Below are 16,404 nucleotides of genomic sequence, written 5' to 3' on the forward strand. Positions count from 1 at the left end.
GGGATGAGCAACGGGCCCGGTGGCACGGAGGCTTCCGTGCTGCCATCCAGCGGGGCGGGTCCGAAGGGGTTCTGGCTGCGGGTGGAACGCGCCCTTTCCGGGCTTGCGCGGTTGGCCTTATGGGTCAGCGGCACCGGGTTGACGCTGATGACCGTCATCATCTTCTGGCAGGTCTTCTCGCGCTACATGCTGAACCGCTCGCCGAGCTGGACCGAATCCTCATCCGTGCTGCTGATGGGCTGGTTCATCTTTCTCGGCGCCGCCGTCGGCGTGCGCGAGCGCACGCATCTCGGCTTCGACGTGCTGCTCTATGTCTTGCCTGCCTCGGCCAAGGCGGTGCTGCGCAGCATTTCCGATCTCGTCGTGCTGGCCTTCGGCGCCGGCATGGTCGTCTATGGCGTGCAGCTCGCCAGGTTGACCTGGAACACGGTGATGCCGTCGCTCGCCTTGCCCGGCGGCGTCAGCTTCCTGCCGGTCATCCTGGGAGGCGCGCTGGTCTGCCTGTTTTCACTCGAGCGGCTAGCGGGGCGCTTTGCCGGGCTGCCGGTCGATGCCGACATCTACGCGACCGGCGAGGAGCTCTGAACCATGGCGCTGATCGTGCTTTTCGGCACTTTCGTCTTCCTGCTGGTTATCGGCACGCCGATCGCGTTCTGCCTCGGCATCGCCAGCTTCGCGACGATCCTCACGATCGGCCTGCCACCGGTCGTGGTGTTCCAGCGGCTCAATTCCGGCGTCAGCGTCTTTTCGCTGATGGCCATCCCGTTCTTCATCTTCGCCGGCGACCTTATGGTTCGCGGCGGCATCGCCGCCCGCCTGGTGGCATTGGCCGGGTCCCTGGTCGGCCATCTGCGCGGCGGCCTGGGTCAAGTGAACATTGCCGCGTCGACCATGTTCGGCGGAATTTCCGGTTCGGCGGTGGCCGATGCCTCAGCGGTCGGCGGGCTGATGATCCCGCAGATGAAGGCGCGCGGCTACGGCATCGACTATGCCGTCAACATCACCTCCGTCGGCGCCATCATTGCGCTGCTGATCCCGCCGTCGCACAACATGATCATCTATTCGATCTCGGCCGGCGGCCGCATCTCGATAGCGGATCTGTTCACCGCCGGGGTTCTGCCGGGGCTGCTGCTGGCCCTGTCGCTGATGGTCACCGCCTATCTGGTGGCAAGCCGGCGCGGCTATCCGACGGAACCTTTTGCCGGTTTCGGCCGGGCCTTGCAACTGCTTGTCGCCGCCATTCCCGGGCTGATCCTGATCGGCATCATCTTTGGCGGCGTCCGCTCCGGCATCTTCACCGCCACCGAAAGCTCCTGCATTGCCATCGTCTATGCTTTCCTGGTGACGTTGATCATCTACCGGTCGATGAGCTGGAACGATTTCGTCACCGCGACGACAGCGGCGGTGCGCACGACAGCGATGGTGCTGATGATCATCGGCTGCGCCGCGGCCTTCGGCTGGCTGCTGGCCTATCTTCGGGTTCCGGCAGCGCTTGTCGCGTTTTTGCAGTCCGTGTCCGACAACAAGCTGGTCATACTGCTTCTGATCAATGTCGTCCTGCTCATCCTCGGCACATTCATGGATATGTCGCCGCTCATCATCATCACCACGCCGATCTTCCTGCCGGTGGTCATGGCCTATGGCGTCGATCCCGTGCATTTCGGCGTCATCCTGATCCTCAATCTCGGCATCGGCCTTTGCACACCGCCGGTCGGCGCGGTGCTGTTCGTCAGTTGCGCCATCGGCCGCATTCCCATCTGGACGGCAATGCGCTCGATCTGGCCGTTCTATGGAGCGGCCTTCGTGGTGCTGATGCTTGTCACCTACATACCGGAAATCTCATTGTGGCTGCCGAGCCTGTTTCACTAGGAGGGCACCACGTGTCCCAAACAGTTGCCGACCTCAGGGTCGAACGCAAACCGAAACTGTCGGAGACCGTGGTCGCGGCGATCCGCAAGCAGCTCTTGGCAGGCGAGGTTCCGCCCGGACAGAAGCTGCCAACCGAAGGTCAGCTGACGGAGACTTTCGGCGTCAGCCGCACGGTCATCCGCGAGGCGCTGGCCAAGCTTGCCGCCGACGGCCTGGTCGAAGCGCGGCAAGGCGCCGGCGTCTTCGTCAGTGAGCACATCTCGACCACCTTCGGCGTTTTGGCCGCCGACATGGGAGCCAAGGATTCGGTCGCGCTCAACGTGCTCGAGGTCCGCCTCGCGATCGAGATCGAATCGGCGGGCCTGGCCGCCATCCGCCGCAACGCCGCCCAGGAGGCCGCGATCCAGGAGGCCTTCTTCGAGTTCGAGCGGCTGCTGCTCGCCAGCCAGCCGACCGGCCCGGCCGACCTCGCCTTCCACCGCGCGATCGCCAGCGCCACCAACAACCCGTTCTATGTCGAGATGCTCGATGTGCTGGGACGCCGCGCCATTCCTTGCGACGTGACGTCGCCCTGGTCGACAGAGCTCGTCCAGTCGGACGAGTACCAGCGCGGCCTGCAGCGCGAGCATCTCGTCATCCTCAATGCGATCTCGGCGGGCGATGCCGAGGCCGCGCGCGAGGCGATGCGCACGCATCTGACCCGCAGCCAGCAGCGCTACCGCGAGCGGCTGCAGGCCAGACAGGCCTATTATGCCAATTCGCTGAAAGCCGCATCGACCGAGTGACCATCAGACAAGGCCTAGAAATGGACCATACACACACCGAATTTTCCTCGCGCTTCGCCATCGATCCCATCACCGCCGCGGCCATGGGAACAGACGAGTTGCGCCACCATTTCCACGTCGAGGGGCTTTTCCAGCCGGGCCTCGTAAGCCTGACCTACACGCATTACGACCGCATGATCGTCGGCGGCGCCATGCCTGTCGACAAGACCCTGCCGCTCGAGGCGATCAAACCGACCGGAACCAAGGCTTTCCTCGACCGCCGCGAACTGATCGCCGTCAACATCGGCGGCGCCGGCACCGTCACGGCCGACGGCATGGCTTACGAATTGGCGGCGCGCGACATGGTCTATCTCGGCATGGGCGCTGAGCAGGTGTCGTTCGCCTCGGCGGAGCCCGACAAGCCGGCAAAATTCTACCTGCTTAGCGCACCGGCGCATTGGACCTATCCCAGCCAGTTAATCCGCATCGGCGACGCCAGGCGGATCGATCTCGGCAGCCAGGCGACCAGCAACGAACGCTCGATCTTCCAGTTCATCCACGCCGACGGCGTCAAGACCTGCCAGCTCGTCGTCGGCATCACACAGCTCGCGCCAGGCTCGGTGTGGAACACCATGCCCTGCCATGTGCATGACAGGCGCATGGAAGCCTATCTCTACTTCAATCTGCCGGAAGGGCAGCGCGTCTTCCACTTCATGGGCGAACCAGACGAGACGCGCCACATCGTCATGTGCAGCGAGGAGGCGGTGCTGTCGCCGGGCTGGTCGATCCATTCGGGTGCCGGCACATCCAACTACGCCTTCATCTGGGCGATGGCCGGAGACAATGTCGACTATACCGACGTCGACCAGGTGGCGATGGATCAATTGCGGTGAGCGATCTTTCCGCCTTCAGCCTCACGGGTAAGCGCATCCTGGTCACCGGCGCCAACACCGGCATCGGGCAAGGCATCGCCGTGTCGATCGCGCGCGCCGGCGGCCTGGTCGTCGGCGTCGGCCGTTCGGCGATGGATGACACCGCCGCGAAAGTCGCGGCCGCGGGCGGCAGCTTCGAAGCGGTGAAGGCCGATCTCGGCGACCCGGCCGAGGCGGCCGCGATGTTAGACCGGGTCTGGGACGAGAGCGGCCGGCTCGACGGCCTCGTCAACAATGCCGGCATCATCCGTCGCGCCGATGCGGTCGAGCTGAGCGAAGCCGACTGGGACGAGGTGATGGACATCAATTTGAAGACGGTCTTTCGCCTGTGCCAGAGCTTTGCCAGGCGCGTGCTGGCGGAACCCGGACGGCGCGGCAAGGTCGTCAACATCGCGTCGGTGCTGAGTTTCCAGGGCGGCATCCGCGTTGCCTCCTATACGGCCTCGAAGCACGGCGTGCTCGGCCTCACAAGGCTGCTCGCCTGCGAATGGGCGGCGAAAGGCATCAACGTCAACGGCATCGCGCCGGGCTATATCGAGACCAACAACACCGAGGCGCTGCGCGCCGACCCGGACCGCAGCGCCGCCATCCTCGGGCGCATCCCCGCGGCGCGCTGGGGCCGGCCCGACGATATAGGCGACGCAGCCGTGTTCCTGCTGGCGCGGGCGTCGGACTATATGCATGGCGCGGTGGTGCCGGTCGATGGCGGCTGGCTGGCGCGGTGACCGTCTCCCGCCGGAAAACCGCGCCGGACCTTGCCTGGATTTGCTTTACAAGCCGAACGGAAGCTGAGCGATGACCGATATCTTTTCGCATGCGGGCGAAAAAGCCTGGGAGCCGACGCCGGACGGCAACAGCCGGCGCGTGCTGGTGCATACCGATGAATTGATGATGGTCGAGTTCGCCTTCGACAAGGGTGGCGTCGGCGCGCTGCATTCGCATCCCCACGTCCAGGCAAGCTATGTCGCCGAGGGTCGCTTCGAGGTCACTGTCGACGGCCGATCGGAGATCCTCGAAACAGGCAGCAGCTTCATCGTGCCGTCCAATCTCGTGCATGGCGTCAAGGCGCTGGAGGCCGGGCGGCTGGTCGACAGCTTTGCGCCTTGCCGGGCCGATTTCCTCGGCTAGGACAGGTCGGCGGTTCTACCGAGCGCCGAACTGCACCGGAGCGGTTTCACACCTTTCCGGAACCGCTGCGACCGCGATGTGATCGCGGCGGCCTGCCGCGAGCAGGCGATGCGCGGCTTCGAGTATGGCCTCGACCGGCGCGTCGGCGACATAGGCCGAACGACCTCGCCTTGGCGCCGTGACGACTTCGACCGCGTTTGAAAGGGGGCGCCAGCGCTCCATATTGGCGCCGTTGTTGACGATCACCGCCGGCGTCATGACGGCGGCCATCAGATGCGCCAGTCCGCCCTCCATGCCGATATAGGCGACCGCCGTCTCGCCCAGCGCAAGCAGGACATCGTCGAAGCTTGCAATGTCCGGCGCCAGTTCTGGACCGGCCACCTGGAGGCGGCCTTCCCTTGCGAGGAGCGCCGGTGGCGCCGGTCCGCTGCCGGGGGTCGCCAGATACAGCACCCGGTAGCCGGCATCGATGAGATTGCCGGCAACGGTCACCACCTGATCTTCGCTCATGCACTTCCTGCCCTGGGCATTGCCGCCAAGCAGGACGAGCGGACGGCCGCAACCGCCGCGCAGCTGGCGCGCCAGAGCCCGCGCGGCGTCCGGCACATCGAGCCTGTGATCGAAAGGCAGATGCCGCCCCGCCAGGCGCTCGACCAGCCGGTGGTAGCGCCAGGCATTGTGTTCCGGCCGCAGCGTCAACCGCGTGCCCCAGCGCAGCGACAGAAGATGGCCGGCAAAGTTGGCTTCGTAGCGGATGCCCCGGCCGGCAAGTCGAAGAGCCGTGAGGATGAGGCCCGGCACGCCGGTGCGCAGATCGACGACGATGGCTTTGCGGCCGCGCGGCGCGAATTCGGCGAGGATGGCTGAAAGCGGCGTCTTCGTCCTGAAATCGTCGACGAGATGCGCGACATGCTTGTGCAACGCATGCGAGAGCGATGAGCCGCGCATGGCGCCGTAGACGACACGGCTTTGCGGAAAGGCCGTCCTCGCCGCCCGCAGGGCCGGAATCCGCAGCAGGCCGTCGCCAAGCGCGTCGTTGCGGGCATAGAAGATCAGCACGGGCGCGGACGAATCCATGGCGAAAACGGATTCCATTGCTGTGGTGTCGGAGAAGCAGGACGACTGCGGAAGAATAATATCAGCAAGCCCCCGGCTGAGTTCTGCAAGAATATGCTTGGTTTCTTTTATAAAGAAAGCGCGATCTCGTCACTCCGCCGACGCCGGCCATGCGGGCCTTCTGTCGCGAATTCAGCTATGACATGCCTGCCTGGGACCGGCGCCGCCGGGTGAAGCGTTTCAGCGCTGCTGCAGCGCCAGGCGTATGCCGAGCGCGCAATATATGCCGCCGACCACCTTGCCCTGCCATTTCAGCACCGTCGGATTGCGGCGCAGCAAGGAACCCAGGCCGCCCGCACTGACGGCGAAGACGGCCGTGCTGAAGAGCCCGAGCAGAACAAAGATGATGCCAAGCTGCATCAGCTGCAGCACCACGAAACCACCTTGCGGGTGCACGAATTGCGGCAGGAAGGCCAGGAAGAACAGCGCGGTCTTCGGATTGAGCACTTCGGTCAGGATCGCCTGCCGGAAGGCCCGGCCCGCGGAAATGGGGAGCGTCGTGGCCGCCAGGTCTGCCGGCGCCTTTTCGAAAATGGCGCGGATGCCGAGATAAACGAGATAGGCCGCGCCGATATATTTGACGATGCTGAACAGCATCGCCGAAGCGGCGATGACGGCCGAGATGCCGACGATGGCCATGATGGTGTGGATGACGTCACCCGCAGCGACACCGGCGCCGGTGGCGATGCCGACCTTCGTGCCCGAGCTCGTCGCCCGCGCGACCGTGAGCAGCGTCGCCGGCCCCGGGATGAAGACGAAGCCGAACACGACCGCGATGTAGGTGACGAGCGTCGCGGGATCGATCATGCCAAGGCTCCTTTTGCGTCGGGCGCCGCTCTTTATTCGGAGCGGCTCGGCGTTATAGCACCGCAGAACGGGCCGGGGGAACTCTCGGGCGGCGAAGTCGGCGGTCGCAGCGATTCGAGCGGAATGTCGTGACGGCCTTCCACGCTTCGATGATTTAGTCGCAAGCGCACCCCTATCCCACAGCCCTGTCGTTCGAAGCCGCCGGGAATGGACCGCGGCATTGCTTTGACCTTTCGTTTCAATGCACGTCGTTGTATCGAAACGACAAGGCCGAACGATGCCGGATCGGCAATCGAGCCAAGGCGCCTGCCCCAGGCGGCGGCAAGATCAAGGGGGCTAGCTTGGAAGAGCAAGCGACATGTGAGACCCGGCGAAGCCGGGCTGGAACGTGCAGGCTCCACGACAGGCGCGCTTGTCGCCAGGATGGAATCGGCGACCGGAAGCAGCCTGCCGCATGATCGCGCCACCCATTCTCACCGCGCGCCGGGTTGGGCTTATCGTGACGCCGGAAATGTTGCCCGGCGGCGATGGGATCAACATCAACGGGCCGTCGCTGATCGGTATGCCGGACTGGGCGCCGGGGCGGCTGGGCGCCTACTATCTCTATTTCGCCGACCACGGGGGTTCCTATATCCGCCTCGCCTACGCCGATTCGATCGAAGGCCCGTGGCGCATCCATTCCGGCGGGGTACTGTCCCTCGCTCAATGTCCGTTCATCAAAGGCCACATCGCGTCTCCCGACGTTCATGTCGATCAGCGGAATCGCCGCTTCGTTATGTATTTTCACGGACCGGCAAAAGGCGGAGAAGGCCAGACGACCTTTGCCGCGACATCCGGTGACGGCCTTCATTTCAATCCGCTTTCCGAGCCGCTCGGGCCTTCCTATGCCCGGTTCTTTCGCCACGATCAGTGGTGGTACGGTCTTCTCGGGACAGAAGCCATCACCGTCTTCCGCTCCAGGACCGGCATCTCCGATTTCGAACGGGGTGCGGTCGTTCTGTCCGGCATGAAGCATCTTCCCACCCCGCGGCATCTTGCACTGCAGAAATCCGGTCGCTGGCTGCGGGTCTTTTACACGCGCAGGGGCGACGCGCCGGAACGGATACTTCACGGCACGATCGATCTCGCCGAGGACTGGAGAGGCTGGACGGTCAAAGGCGAGACCGAACTGCTGCGGCCGCAGACGGACTTCGAAGGCGCGGGCCTGCCGGTTTGCCCCAGCCGGGACGGGCCGGCCGAAGGCGCGGAGAACGCGTTGCGCGATCCTGCGATTTTCGAGGAGAGAGGCCGCACCTGGCTGCTCTACGCCGTTGCCGGAGAGAGCGGCATCGCCTTGGCCGAGATCACGTCGAGGGACGTTCCTGGCAAAGCAGCCCGGATGCCGGCGACCACTCTGCGCCGTGGCGCAAGACGACTGTTCTGGCGATTGCGCAAGGCTGCGCCCCGGCTGCCCTCTGCAATGACGTTTCGCAAAAGAATCTTCATTGCCGGCTGTGCTCGCAGCGGAACCACGCTAAGCCGTCGTTTGATGGCGTGTTTCGACGATATCTATGTTCATAGGGACGAAGCGCCGTATCAGGCGCTGCTCGAACTGGATCGGCCCGAAGTCAATCTGGTCGTCAAACGCACCTATGAGAGCCATAAGGACATCGAGCATCTGCCTGGCTCGGTCGGATTGATCTATTGCGTGCGGCATCCTTTCGACGTGCTCACAAGCTCCCATCCAGAGACGGTGAACGAACGGCGTTTTCACGTAACGACCGAGCGCTGGGAGGCGGAGTATGACGGGTTGACGCGCCTTAGAAAGGCTCAACCCGAAAGAGCCGTTTTCTATCTGCGCTATGAGGAATTGATCGCCGAACCCGATATTGTCCAGGGCAGGATCGCCCGGTCGTTCGGTCTGTCACCGGTCACGCTTTACAGCCGCGATGCGGACAATCCGATACGGCCGACGTCGTTGAGAAAATGGGAGCGCAATGAAGAATTCCAGACCTATCTGCATAGCCTGCCAGCGGCGTTCCTCGCCCGCGTGGAGAGCTTCTGCCACGAATTCGGCTACGAAATGCCGGCCTACACCTTGAACGCGGGAACGGCGCGGTGATGCCGGCGCAGGCAGTGAGCATCCGGGCCGAGGATCACAAGCGGCGCGTCCTGAAGGATGTGTTCGGCTTCGACGATTTTCGCCCCGGGCAAGCGACCGTGATCGAGGCGTTGCTGTCCGGGCGGCATGTGCTGGCGGTGATGCCGACAGGCGCCGGCAAATCGCTCTGCTATCAGGTTCCGGCGCTGGTCAAAGGCGGGCTTACCATCGTGGTGTCGCCGCTGGTGGCGCTGATGCAGGACCAGGTCGCCGCCTTGCGCCTTGCCGGTGTGGCCGCCGACACCATCAATTCCTCGCTCGACCGCGACGCCAATGTCGCTGCCTGGCGCCGCGTGGCGTCCGGGCAGACGCGGCTGCTCTATATGGCGCCGGAGCGGCTGATGACGGAGCGGATGCTCGAAGCCCTGTCCCGGCTCGATGTCGGCCTGATCGCCATCGACGAGGCGCATTGCATCTCGCAATGGGGACCAGCCTTCCGGCGCGAATATGAAGACCTGTCGCAATTGCGCGGCGTGTTTCCGCAGGTGCCCATCATCGCGCTGACGGCGACGGCGGACGAGGCCACGCGCGCCGACATCGAAGCGCGGCTGTTTGCCGGGCGCGCCGAAACCCTGGTGCTGGGCTTCGACCGGCCCAATATCAAGCTGGCGATAGAGCCCAAGCAGGACAGCAAGCGCCAGCTGCTGCGCTTCATCGAGCGTCACCAGGGCAAGAGCGGCATCATCTATTGCCTGTCGCGCCGCAAGACGGAAGAAATGGCGGCTTTCCTGGAGAAGAATGGCGTGCGCGCGCTCGCCTACCATGCCGGCATGAGCAAGGAGGCGCGGGAGGCGAACCAAAACACCTTCATGAGCCTGTCGGGCGTCGCCATGGTGGCGACCATCGCCTTCGGCATGGGCATCGACAAGCCCGACGTCGCCTATGTCTTCCACACCGATCTGCCCGGCAGCCTAGAGGCCTATTACCAGGAGATCGGCCGCGCCGGTCGCGACGGCCGGGCGGCGGAAGCGCATATGCTCTACGGCGCCGGCGACATCCGCACGCGCCGGATGTTCATCGACGACGAGGATACCTCGCCCGAGCACAAAAGACGGGCGCATCGCCGGCTCGACACGCTGATCGGCTATTGCGAGACGGCGCAGTGCCGGCGCCAGGTGCTGCTCGGCTATTTCGGCGAGGAGGCGCAAGCCTGCGGCAATTGCGACAACTGCCTCGACCAGGCGCCGCGCGCCGATGGCGGGGCGGAGGCGCGGATCATCCTCGCGGCCGTCGCACAAAGCGGCGAGCGCTTCGGCGCCGCCCATGTCATCGATATCCTGCTCGGCCACGAGACCGAAAAGGTACTGGCCAGAGGCCATCAGCAGCTCGCCAGCTTCAGGACCGGCATCATGCACCGGAAGCCGGTCTGGCTGTCGCTCATCCGGCAACTTGTCGCCGGCGGCTTCCTGGTGCCGGATCCCGACGGCCATGGCGGCCTCGCCATCTCGGAAAGCGGCCGCGCGCTCGGCCGCGGCGAGGTTGCGTTCGAGTATCGTGTCGAAGGCCGGGACCGTCTGGCGCGCGGCAGGAAGCGTGCCGCGCAAGACTCTGCCACGGGCGAAGGCGTGGACACTTCCTTGCTGGCCGCGCTCAAGACGCTGCGGCTGCGGCTCGCCAAGGAACGCCAGGTGCCGGCCTATGTGGTGTTTTCCGACCGCACGCTGATCGACATGGCCGAGCGCCGTCCGCGCGACCTCGACGACTTCGCCGAGGTGAACGGCGTGGGTGCAGCGAAGCTCAAGGAGTTCGGGGAGGCGTTCTTGAGTGCGATCGCGGCGCACCCGTCAGAAAGCTGACAACACGCACATCTCAGCCTACTGCCGCCGGAGTCTGCCGCTTAACCCACGCCTTGGACGGCCCGAACCATGGTGTTTACGGCTTCAACGGGCTGCAGGCCAGCTTCGCGCACCAGCGTGCGCCAGGTGAAGAAGCTCAGCGCCACCCGTAGCAACGCTCGCTGGCTGCCGCCAAGGCCTTCGCCGAGCACCCCCTGGCAGGTCGCGAAATACGGGCCGATGCTCGTCTCGACAGCCTCCCGGGTTGGCGGGTGATGTTCGGCGTCGCGCAACACGCTGGCCACCACGCTTTCATTGCGCCCGTACCATTCGTAGAGCGCCAGCAGCGCGATCCGCATCCGTTCGCCTGGGTCGGCCACAACTCGCCACGGCTCCGGGCTCGGCAGCGGATGCGTCTCGATGTGCGTGCTCGAGCAGGCCTGCAGCAGGCTGCGCTCGTCGGGGAAGTGGGCGTAGAGCGTGTGTCGCTGAACGCCGGCACGCTCGGCGACCAAGCTGAAGGTCGTTGCTGCGGGGCCAACGCTCCCGTGCAGGTCGATCGCAGCTTCGACGATGCGCCGCCGGGTTTCGGCCTGCTGCTCGGCACGGCGTTTAAGGGTGTATTTGCGGGTCATGTATTTAAATGCACATGAGTGTGCACCCATTGTTGACAGGGTTCTAATATTTCGCTACACACATATGTACTTCGATTTTGATCGAAGTCCAGCCCGGGATCAACCGGGAGAGGGAACGCAACCATTGTTTTGGAGGAGATTCCATGGAAACGAAAATCGACGAAATCGCCGAGGGCATCTACCGCCTATCGACCTATGTATCGGACATCGCTCCGCCCGTCGGCTTCACCTTCAACCAGTTCCTGGTCATGGGCGATGAGCCGCTCATGTTCCACACCGGTCTGCGGAAGATGTTCGCGCTCAACCGCGACGCGCTTGCCCGCATTATCCCCCCGGAGCGTCTTCGCTGGATTGGATTTGGCCATTTCGAATCCGACGAATGCGGCGCCATGAACGAATGGCTCACCGTTGCGCCGCAAGCAACGGCCGCGCACGGACAGACAGGCGTCTACGTGTCGCTCAACGATTTCGCGGATCGTGCGCCGCGGGTGCTGAAGGATCGCGAGGTGATCGACATCGGCGGCGGCAAGCGCGTGCGCTTCATCGATACACCGCACACGCCGCATGGTTGGGACGCCGGCGTCATGTACGAGGAATCGACCGGCACCCTGCTCTGCGGCGATCTGTTCACCCAACTCGGCAACGACCGCGCGCTGACCGACGGCGATGTTGTCGGCCCGGCGATCGCCGCCGAGGATCTGTTCAAATATTCGGCACTCAATCCCGGCATGGGCACGACCATCCGCGAGCTTGCCAAGCTCGCGCCACGCACTCTGGCGCTCATGCACGGCCCGTCATTTTCCGGCGACGGGGCTGCGGCCCTGCGGGCGCTTGCCGAGGACTACGACCGCCGTGTCTCGGCTCAGATGGCCGAAGCCATGCAGAGGCTGGCAGCATGAGCGCGCCCGTAGAGGGCACAAAGACGGACTGCCGGATCACCGGCGTTTGCGGCCGTCAGGGGTGCACCTGCCCGAACGCCGGCTTCCTATGCCGCATCCTGCTTCGGGCTCAGGATGTCAGTCCTGCGAAGGGCGCCGCGCGAATGCGTAACCTGAAATGAATGAGCGGCCTCCTTCGCCAAGGCTTCGGAGGCCATCTTCGCGAAGGATCGCCAATCAGCTGGCAAGGCAACATTTCTTGAATTTCTTGCCGCTTCCACAAGGGCACGGATCGTTGCGCCCGACGTCGCGCCAAGGGTTGGTGGCCGGTGTGACGCTGGTGAAGGCCAGGTCCAGCCGTGAGGCTTGCCCATCCTCGTCCTCCTCAAGATCGAATTCGTCGTCGCCGAACTCGAAGTCGTCGTCATCGTCAAGGCCGCGGGTCCAATCCAGCGCCACAAGGACATCCTCGATGTAACTCAGACTGGCGCGATCGAACCGGCCGATGTCGCCCGGTTGCTGCTCGGCTTCCCGCAGGTCGCTTTCGAAATCACTGCGTTCAAGCGCATCTTCGGGGATCAGGCCCTCATCCCAAGCGCTGTAGGCAAGCGGAACGAGGTCTCGCAAGGCAAGCATCGCGATGGCTTGCAGCCAGCCGACCCACACGTAATCCCAGTCGTCGGCCAGCCTCTCCCTGTAAAACCGTTCCACGAAATCCCTTGTCCGGTCGCGCTCGATGCGACCTTCCCAGGTCAAAAAGGTCACCGCGCCAAACGCCGCATCGCGGATGAATTCGTCGCCGGAGCGTTCGGCAATGATGTCGAACAGCGCGCCGGCGTCGCCGTCGAATACGCCTACGATGATGCGCGACAAGGTTTCGGTTATGGCGTCGCCAAGCAGCCGGTCGGCTTCCTTCCCAGGGCGGCGCAGCAGACGCAGCAAAGCTTGGCATGCCTGGGTGTCGCGGGCGCCGCCGAGGATATACACGCCCCTGAAGAGCAGCATCTCTTCATCGTCCGACAAAGGCTGTCCGTTGGCGGCGCGTTCAAGGACCATGCGCAGCGCAGGCGCTGATTCTTCTATCCTGATCGTGCAGACCGCGATTGCGAGATCCGGCACCTGCCGTTCAGTCGCCACGGCATGGAGATAGCGGTCTATCGGAAACAGTTTGAAGTCGCTGCTGTCGTCGGAAAGCAGCTTTTCCAGATCTTCTTTTTTCATCGCGTCCAGTCGCGTCGATGGAGCCCCGGCCCGGCGGTATGCTACCGATCCCCCAGCCGCACACTTGTGTCAATCCTGAGAGCGAGGATGAGCGAATACCAATATTATGAATTCCAGGCGGTCGACCGTCCCCTTGGCAACGCGGATCGCCACGGGCTTCGCGATTTGTCATCGCGGGCGCGGATCACCGCCACAAGCTTCACCAATTTCTACGAGTGGGGGGATTTCAAGGGCGATCCGGACGAGCTCATGGAGCGCTGGTTCGATCTTCATCTTTATTGGGCCAATTGGGGTTCCCGCCGCCTGATGATCAAGCTGCCGGCTCGGCTGGTTGATCGGGATCGCGTGGACGCCTTCCTTGGAGCGACCGACGACGTCATGCTCAGGGTCGCTGGTGAGAACATCATTATAAGCATCGCGCGCGGCGAGTTGGAGTTCGAGTACCTGGACGACGACTCAGGTTGGCTCTCGGCCTTGGCGCCGTTGCGGGCCGACTTGCTCGCCGGCGATCTTCGGCTTTTCTACCTACTTTGGTTGATGGCTGTCGAAGCGGGCGCGATTGAACCCGATGAGCCTGAACCGATGCCGGGAATCGGACCGCTGACCGAGGCGCTCGAAGCGTTCGCAGCCTTCTTCGGCATCGATCGCGATCTCGTCCAGGCGGCAGCTGAGCGAAGCGCGACAACGGGTCCCGATGGCGCGGCACCGGATATCGCCCGGCGGGTGGTCGCGGCGATGAGCGACGTCGAGAAAACCAGTCTGCTCATGCGGGTTTTCAATGGCGAGCCGAATATGTCGCCGAGTTGCGGGCCACGATTCGGGCACGTCTGGAACCCGAAACGACAATCTCGCCTGGCCCTTTGCACACAGCAGCGGATCTGCAGGCGCGGGCCGAAGAAATCCGCCTTTCCCGCAAGCGCGCCGAGGCGGAGCTGGCGGAAGCGCAGCGGCGACTGCAAGCGGAGGCGGCTGAGAAGGCCCGCGATATCCGGGTCGAGGTCCTTCGCCAGCGGGGTGAAAATGTCTGGGAAGAGGCCGAGACCGAGATCGGACGGCGCAACCCCGCCGGCTACGATAAAGCAGCGGCGCTCCTTTCCGATCTATTGGCGCTTGCCGAAAAACAAGGCAGCACCGAGGATTTCCGTCTCCGGCTTCAGTCGCTCCGGGAGCGCCACGCAGGGAAGGGGCGCTTCCTCGAACGCCTGGTGGCGCTGGGATAGGTCTTGCAAGGGAGCCGGCTAACGCCAAAGGCAAACCTTGACGTCCTTGCCGACATAGCAGGCGCCTTCGCGGCGAAGCTCTCCCCAATCGCCTGCCTCGCCGTGCGTGTCGCGAATGTCAGCGTTCGCATAGCCTGCCCAAAGATCGCCGTCCTTGTAGACAACCGCCCAGTAATCCTTCGACATTTCACCGGCCCCGCTATGCGTGTCGGGATAGTCGATGCCTGCAAAAACCTGCTTGGGCCCCTGGATATTGAAATCGCCGCCCTTCTCGATTTGGTAGGAGCATCTTCCAGAGATGCGGGTCTCACCATGAACGACCAGCAGGCAGCGGCCCCATTTGTAGCCGCTCGGCAAACGATGCCGTGGTTGCGCATGCGACGGTGAAAGGGAAAACGCAATTGCAAGGACAACCGCAATTGTTCGCGCGATCATCTTGTCCCCCGTTGTGAAGCCGCGACCGGGCATTGTTAGATTTCGCCCCCGAGCGCATGTGGCCCTCTACGCAACAACCCGTGAGATCATGTTATTATCGATCACGGTCGGATTTTTGTCACCCGAGGGCCGCGGGATTTCATCTGCAGGCCGGTATGGCGCGGTGAGGGGATGCAGGGAAGCTCCGAGCCGCCCTCCTTCGCTAAAGCTTCGGAGGGCATCCTGCTTCGCGCGGAAAGGAATTCGTTGGACCTGTCCTGCGAAGCGCGCAGCGCGAAGCAGGATGGCGGAGAGGGAGGGATTCGAACCCCCGATACCCTTGCGAGTATGCCGCATTTCGAGTGCGGTGCATTCGACCACTCTGCCACCTCTCCGCGAGGTCATGGTCGGCCGTTGCCGGCGCGGCGCACTAGATAACGGCTGACTGCTCCGGTTACAAGGCCCTATTCCACCGATTTCCGGCTTGCGCGAAAAGCGATCGCGACGGGACGGACCGATATTTGCCGGCAACGTCGCTCGCGGCCTCTCCAACGACAAGCCGCTTGCCTTGACTCCGGCGCAACCTTCGGTTAGGGACAGCCCGCATTCGGCGTGGAGGCTCTTCCGCGCCGCTTGTTTTTTGAACCCGCAGACTGACAAAAAGACGGCCGAACCGCCCGAGGCGGTTCATCGAGGCCGACCGAACAGCGAAAGGCAAAAAATGTTCGCAGTCATCAAAACGGGCGGCAAGCAGTATCGCGTCGCCGCCAACGATCTCCTGAAGATCGAGAAACTCGAAGCCAAGGTCGGCGATATCGTCGAGATCGGCAATGTGCTCGCGCATGGCGAGGGCGAGAATGTCACCTTCGGCGCGCCGTTCGTCGATGGCGCTCTGGTCACGGCGGAAGTCGTCGAGCAGGGCAAGAACCGCACCGTCATCGCTTTCAAGAAGCGCCGCCGCCAGAATTCGCGCCGCAAGATCGGCCACCGCCAGCTTTTGACCACCGTCAGGATCGCCGAGATCCTGCTGGGCGGCGCCAAGCCGTCGAAGAAGGCCGCCGCCAAGACCGAGGCAAAGGCCCCCGAAGCCAAGGCGGAAGTCGCCGCCGAGGCAAAGGCCGAAGCCGCTCCGAAGGAGGCCAAGGCCAAGAAGGAGCCCAAGTCTGAGGCCGCTTCCGGCGAAGAGGCAAAGGCCGCGCCGCTGTTCAAGGCGCCGAAGGGCGAGCCGGACGACCTGACCGTGATCAAGGGCATCGGCCCGGTCGCGGCGAAGGACCTCGCCGAGCAGGGCATCGTCACCTTCGCGCAGCTCGCCAAGCTCACCGACAAGGACGTCGCCAAGATCGACGAGCACATGCCGTTCAGCGCCGACCAGATCAAGGACTGGCGCGAGCAGGCCAAGGAACTGGCGAAGAAGTAAGGCAGGTTGAAATAAGATGGCCCGGCGACAATCGTCGCCGGTGCGCACTTGAAACGGAACGCGAACGCGTTCATAAGACCATTCA

The 16,404-nt window shown here is 63.9% G+C and carries 15 protein-coding genes, 1 tRNA gene and 1 pseudogene; 11 read left to right on the plus strand and 6 right to left on the minus strand.

All coding sequences use genetic code 11. The features are described 5' to 3' along the window. Positions 1-3 precede the first annotated feature (3 nt). From LB523_RS08035 to LB523_RS08060, 6 genes are all read left to right on the plus strand, one after another. Positions 4-585: a TRAP transporter small permease gene (locus tag LB523_RS08035; RefSeq protein WP_411966445.1), complete on the plus strand. Its 582-nt coding sequence runs from the start codon at positions 4-6 to the stop codon at positions 583-585. 3 nt (positions 586-588) lie between these two features. Continuing rightward, entirely contained in the window at positions 589-1,869 is a 1,281-nt protein-coding gene (locus LB523_RS08040; protein WP_095769723.1) for a TRAP transporter large permease, read from the plus strand. A gap of 11 nt (positions 1,870-1,880) precedes the next feature. After that, on the plus strand, positions 1,881-2,654 hold the full coding sequence (locus LB523_RS08045; RefSeq protein ID WP_095769722.1) for a FadR/GntR family transcriptional regulator: 774 nt from the start codon (positions 1,881-1,883) through the stop codon (positions 2,652-2,654). A gap of 20 nt (positions 2,655-2,674) precedes the next feature. After that, complete coding sequence (kduI, locus tag LB523_RS08050) at positions 2,675-3,526, plus strand: 5-dehydro-4-deoxy-D-glucuronate isomerase (RefSeq protein ID WP_224602103.1); 852 nt, start codon at positions 2,675-2,677, stop codon at positions 3,524-3,526. After that, on the plus strand, positions 3,523-4,290 hold the full coding sequence (gene kduD / locus LB523_RS08055; RefSeq protein ID WP_224602106.1) for a 2-dehydro-3-deoxy-D-gluconate 5-dehydrogenase KduD: 768 nt from the start codon (positions 3,523-3,525) through the stop codon (positions 4,288-4,290). Before kduI ends, kduD begins: the two co-directional genes overlap by 4 nt. A 70-nt stretch (positions 4,291-4,360) precedes the next feature. Then, positions 4,361-4,693 carry a cupin domain-containing protein gene (locus LB523_RS08060; protein ID WP_224602108.1) on the plus strand — a complete coding sequence of 111 codons (333 nt, stop codon included), beginning with the start codon at positions 4,361-4,363 and terminating at the stop codon, positions 4,691-4,693. A 15-nt stretch (positions 4,694-4,708) separates the two neighbouring features. Here the strand turns inward: LB523_RS08060 and LB523_RS08065 are convergent, their stop codons facing one another. Both LB523_RS08065 and LB523_RS08070 read right to left on the minus strand, forming a co-directional pair. Beyond that, positions 4,709-5,788 carry a glycosyltransferase family 9 protein gene (locus tag LB523_RS08065; RefSeq protein ID WP_224602110.1) on the minus strand — a complete coding sequence of 360 codons (1,080 nt, stop codon included), beginning with the start codon at positions 5,786-5,788 and terminating at the stop codon, positions 4,709-4,711. 201 nt (positions 5,789-5,989) lie between these two features. Then, positions 5,990-6,616, minus strand: coding sequence for a LysE family translocator (locus LB523_RS08070; protein ID WP_224602112.1), 627 nt, complete (start codon positions 6,614-6,616; stop codon positions 5,990-5,992). A 454-nt stretch (positions 6,617-7,070) separates the two neighbouring features. Here LB523_RS08070 and LB523_RS08075 point away from each other — a divergent pair, with 454 nt between their 5' ends. Together LB523_RS08075 and recQ are read left to right on the plus strand one after the other, a co-directional pair. Next, positions 7,071-8,717 carry a hypothetical protein gene (locus LB523_RS08075; protein WP_224602114.1) on the plus strand — a complete coding sequence of 549 codons (1,647 nt, stop codon included), beginning with the start codon at positions 7,071-7,073 and terminating at the stop codon, positions 8,715-8,717. Continuing rightward, complete coding sequence (gene recQ / locus LB523_RS08080; RefSeq protein ID WP_224602116.1) at positions 8,717-10,552, plus strand: DNA helicase RecQ; 1,836 nt, start codon at positions 8,717-8,719, stop codon at positions 10,550-10,552. Before LB523_RS08075 ends, recQ begins: the two co-directional genes overlap by 1 nt. Positions 10,553-10,593: 41 nt before the next feature. On the opposite strand, the gene LB523_RS08085 is transcribed toward recQ, so the two are convergent. Next, entirely contained in the window at positions 10,594-11,166 is a 573-nt protein-coding gene (locus tag LB523_RS08085) for a TetR/AcrR family transcriptional regulator (protein WP_224602118.1), read from the minus strand. A 143-nt stretch (positions 11,167-11,309) separates the two neighbouring features. Between LB523_RS08085 and LB523_RS08090 the strand changes: the two genes are divergently transcribed. Next, positions 11,310-12,065 carry an MBL fold metallo-hydrolase gene (locus LB523_RS08090; RefSeq protein WP_224602120.1) on the plus strand — a complete coding sequence of 252 codons (756 nt, stop codon included), beginning with the start codon at positions 11,310-11,312 and terminating at the stop codon, positions 12,063-12,065. 216 nt (positions 12,066-12,281) lie between these two features. Here the strand turns inward: LB523_RS08090 and LB523_RS08095 are convergent, their stop codons facing one another. Further along, on the minus strand, positions 12,282-13,265 hold the full coding sequence (locus LB523_RS08095; RefSeq protein ID WP_224602122.1) for a DUF1186 domain-containing protein: 984 nt from the start codon (positions 13,263-13,265) through the stop codon (positions 12,282-12,284). 87 nt (positions 13,266-13,352) lie between these two features. Here LB523_RS08095 and LB523_RS08100 point away from each other — a divergent pair. Further along, a pseudogene (locus LB523_RS08100) lies at positions 13,353-14,485 on the plus strand (hypothetical protein). An 18-nt stretch (positions 14,486-14,503) separates the two neighbouring features. Here LB523_RS08100 and LB523_RS08105 read toward each other — a convergent pair. Together LB523_RS08105 and LB523_RS08110 are read right to left on the minus strand one after the other, a co-directional pair. Next, a complete protein-coding gene (locus tag LB523_RS08105; RefSeq protein WP_224602126.1) occupies positions 14,504-14,920 on the minus strand; it encodes a hypothetical protein in 417 nt (138 codons plus the stop codon). Positions 14,921-15,204: 284 nt separating this feature from the next. Next, positions 15,205-15,294: transfer RNA gene (locus LB523_RS08110), tRNA-Ser, on the minus strand. 326 nt (positions 15,295-15,620) lie between these two features. On the opposite strand from LB523_RS08110, the gene LB523_RS08115 reads away from it, so the two are divergent. Further along, positions 15,621-16,319, plus strand: a complete 699-nt coding sequence (locus tag LB523_RS08115; RefSeq protein ID WP_224602128.1) for a 50S ribosomal protein L21 — start codon at positions 15,621-15,623, stop codon at positions 16,317-16,319. Positions 16,320-16,404: the final 85 nt, after the last annotated feature.

It is taken from the genome of Mesorhizobium sp. ESP-6-4 (assembly GCF_020164735.1).
Classification (GTDB): domain Bacteria; phylum Pseudomonadota; class Alphaproteobacteria; order Rhizobiales; family Rhizobiaceae; genus Mesorhizobium.

Bases quoted from the DNA above. Each gene is read 5' to 3' on its own strand.
- LB523_RS08035 (WP_411966445.1), top strand. From the start codon at position 4: ATGAGCAACGGGCCCGGTGGCACGGAGGCTTCCGTGCTGCCATCCAGC.
- LB523_RS08040 (WP_095769723.1), top strand. From the start codon at position 589: ATGGCGCTGATCGTGCTTTTCGGCACTTTCGTCTTCCTGCTGGTTATC.
- kduI (WP_224602103.1), top strand. From the start codon at position 2,675: ATGGACCATACACACACCGAATTTTCCTCGCGCTTCGCCATCGATCCC.
- LB523_RS08060 (WP_224602108.1), top strand. From the start codon at position 4,361: ATGACCGATATCTTTTCGCATGCGGGCGAAAAAGCCTGGGAGCCGACG.
- LB523_RS08065 (WP_224602110.1), bottom strand. From the start codon at position 5,788: ATGGAATCCGTTTTCGCCATGGATTCGTCCGCGCCCGTGCTGATCTTC.
- LB523_RS08070 (WP_224602112.1), bottom strand. From the start codon at position 6,616: ATGATCGATCCCGCGACGCTCGTCACCTACATCGCGGTCGTGTTCGGC.
- LB523_RS08075 (WP_224602114.1), top strand. From the start codon at position 7,071: ATGATCGCGCCACCCATTCTCACCGCGCGCCGGGTTGGGCTTATCGTG.
- recQ (WP_224602116.1), top strand. From the start codon at position 8,717: ATGCCGGCGCAGGCAGTGAGCATCCGGGCCGAGGATCACAAGCGGCGC.
- LB523_RS08085 (WP_224602118.1), bottom strand. From the start codon at position 11,166: ATGACCCGCAAATACACCCTTAAACGCCGTGCCGAGCAGCAGGCCGAA.
- LB523_RS08090 (WP_224602120.1), top strand. From the start codon at position 11,310: ATGGAAACGAAAATCGACGAAATCGCCGAGGGCATCTACCGCCTATCG.
- LB523_RS08095 (WP_224602122.1), bottom strand. From the start codon at position 13,265: ATGAAAAAAGAAGATCTGGAAAAGCTGCTTTCCGACGACAGCAGCGAC.
- LB523_RS08105 (WP_224602126.1), bottom strand. From the start codon at position 14,920: ATGATCGCGCGAACAATTGCGGTTGTCCTTGCAATTGCGTTTTCCCTT.
- LB523_RS08115 (WP_224602128.1), top strand. From the start codon at position 15,621: ATGTTCGCAGTCATCAAAACGGGCGGCAAGCAGTATCGCGTCGCCGCC.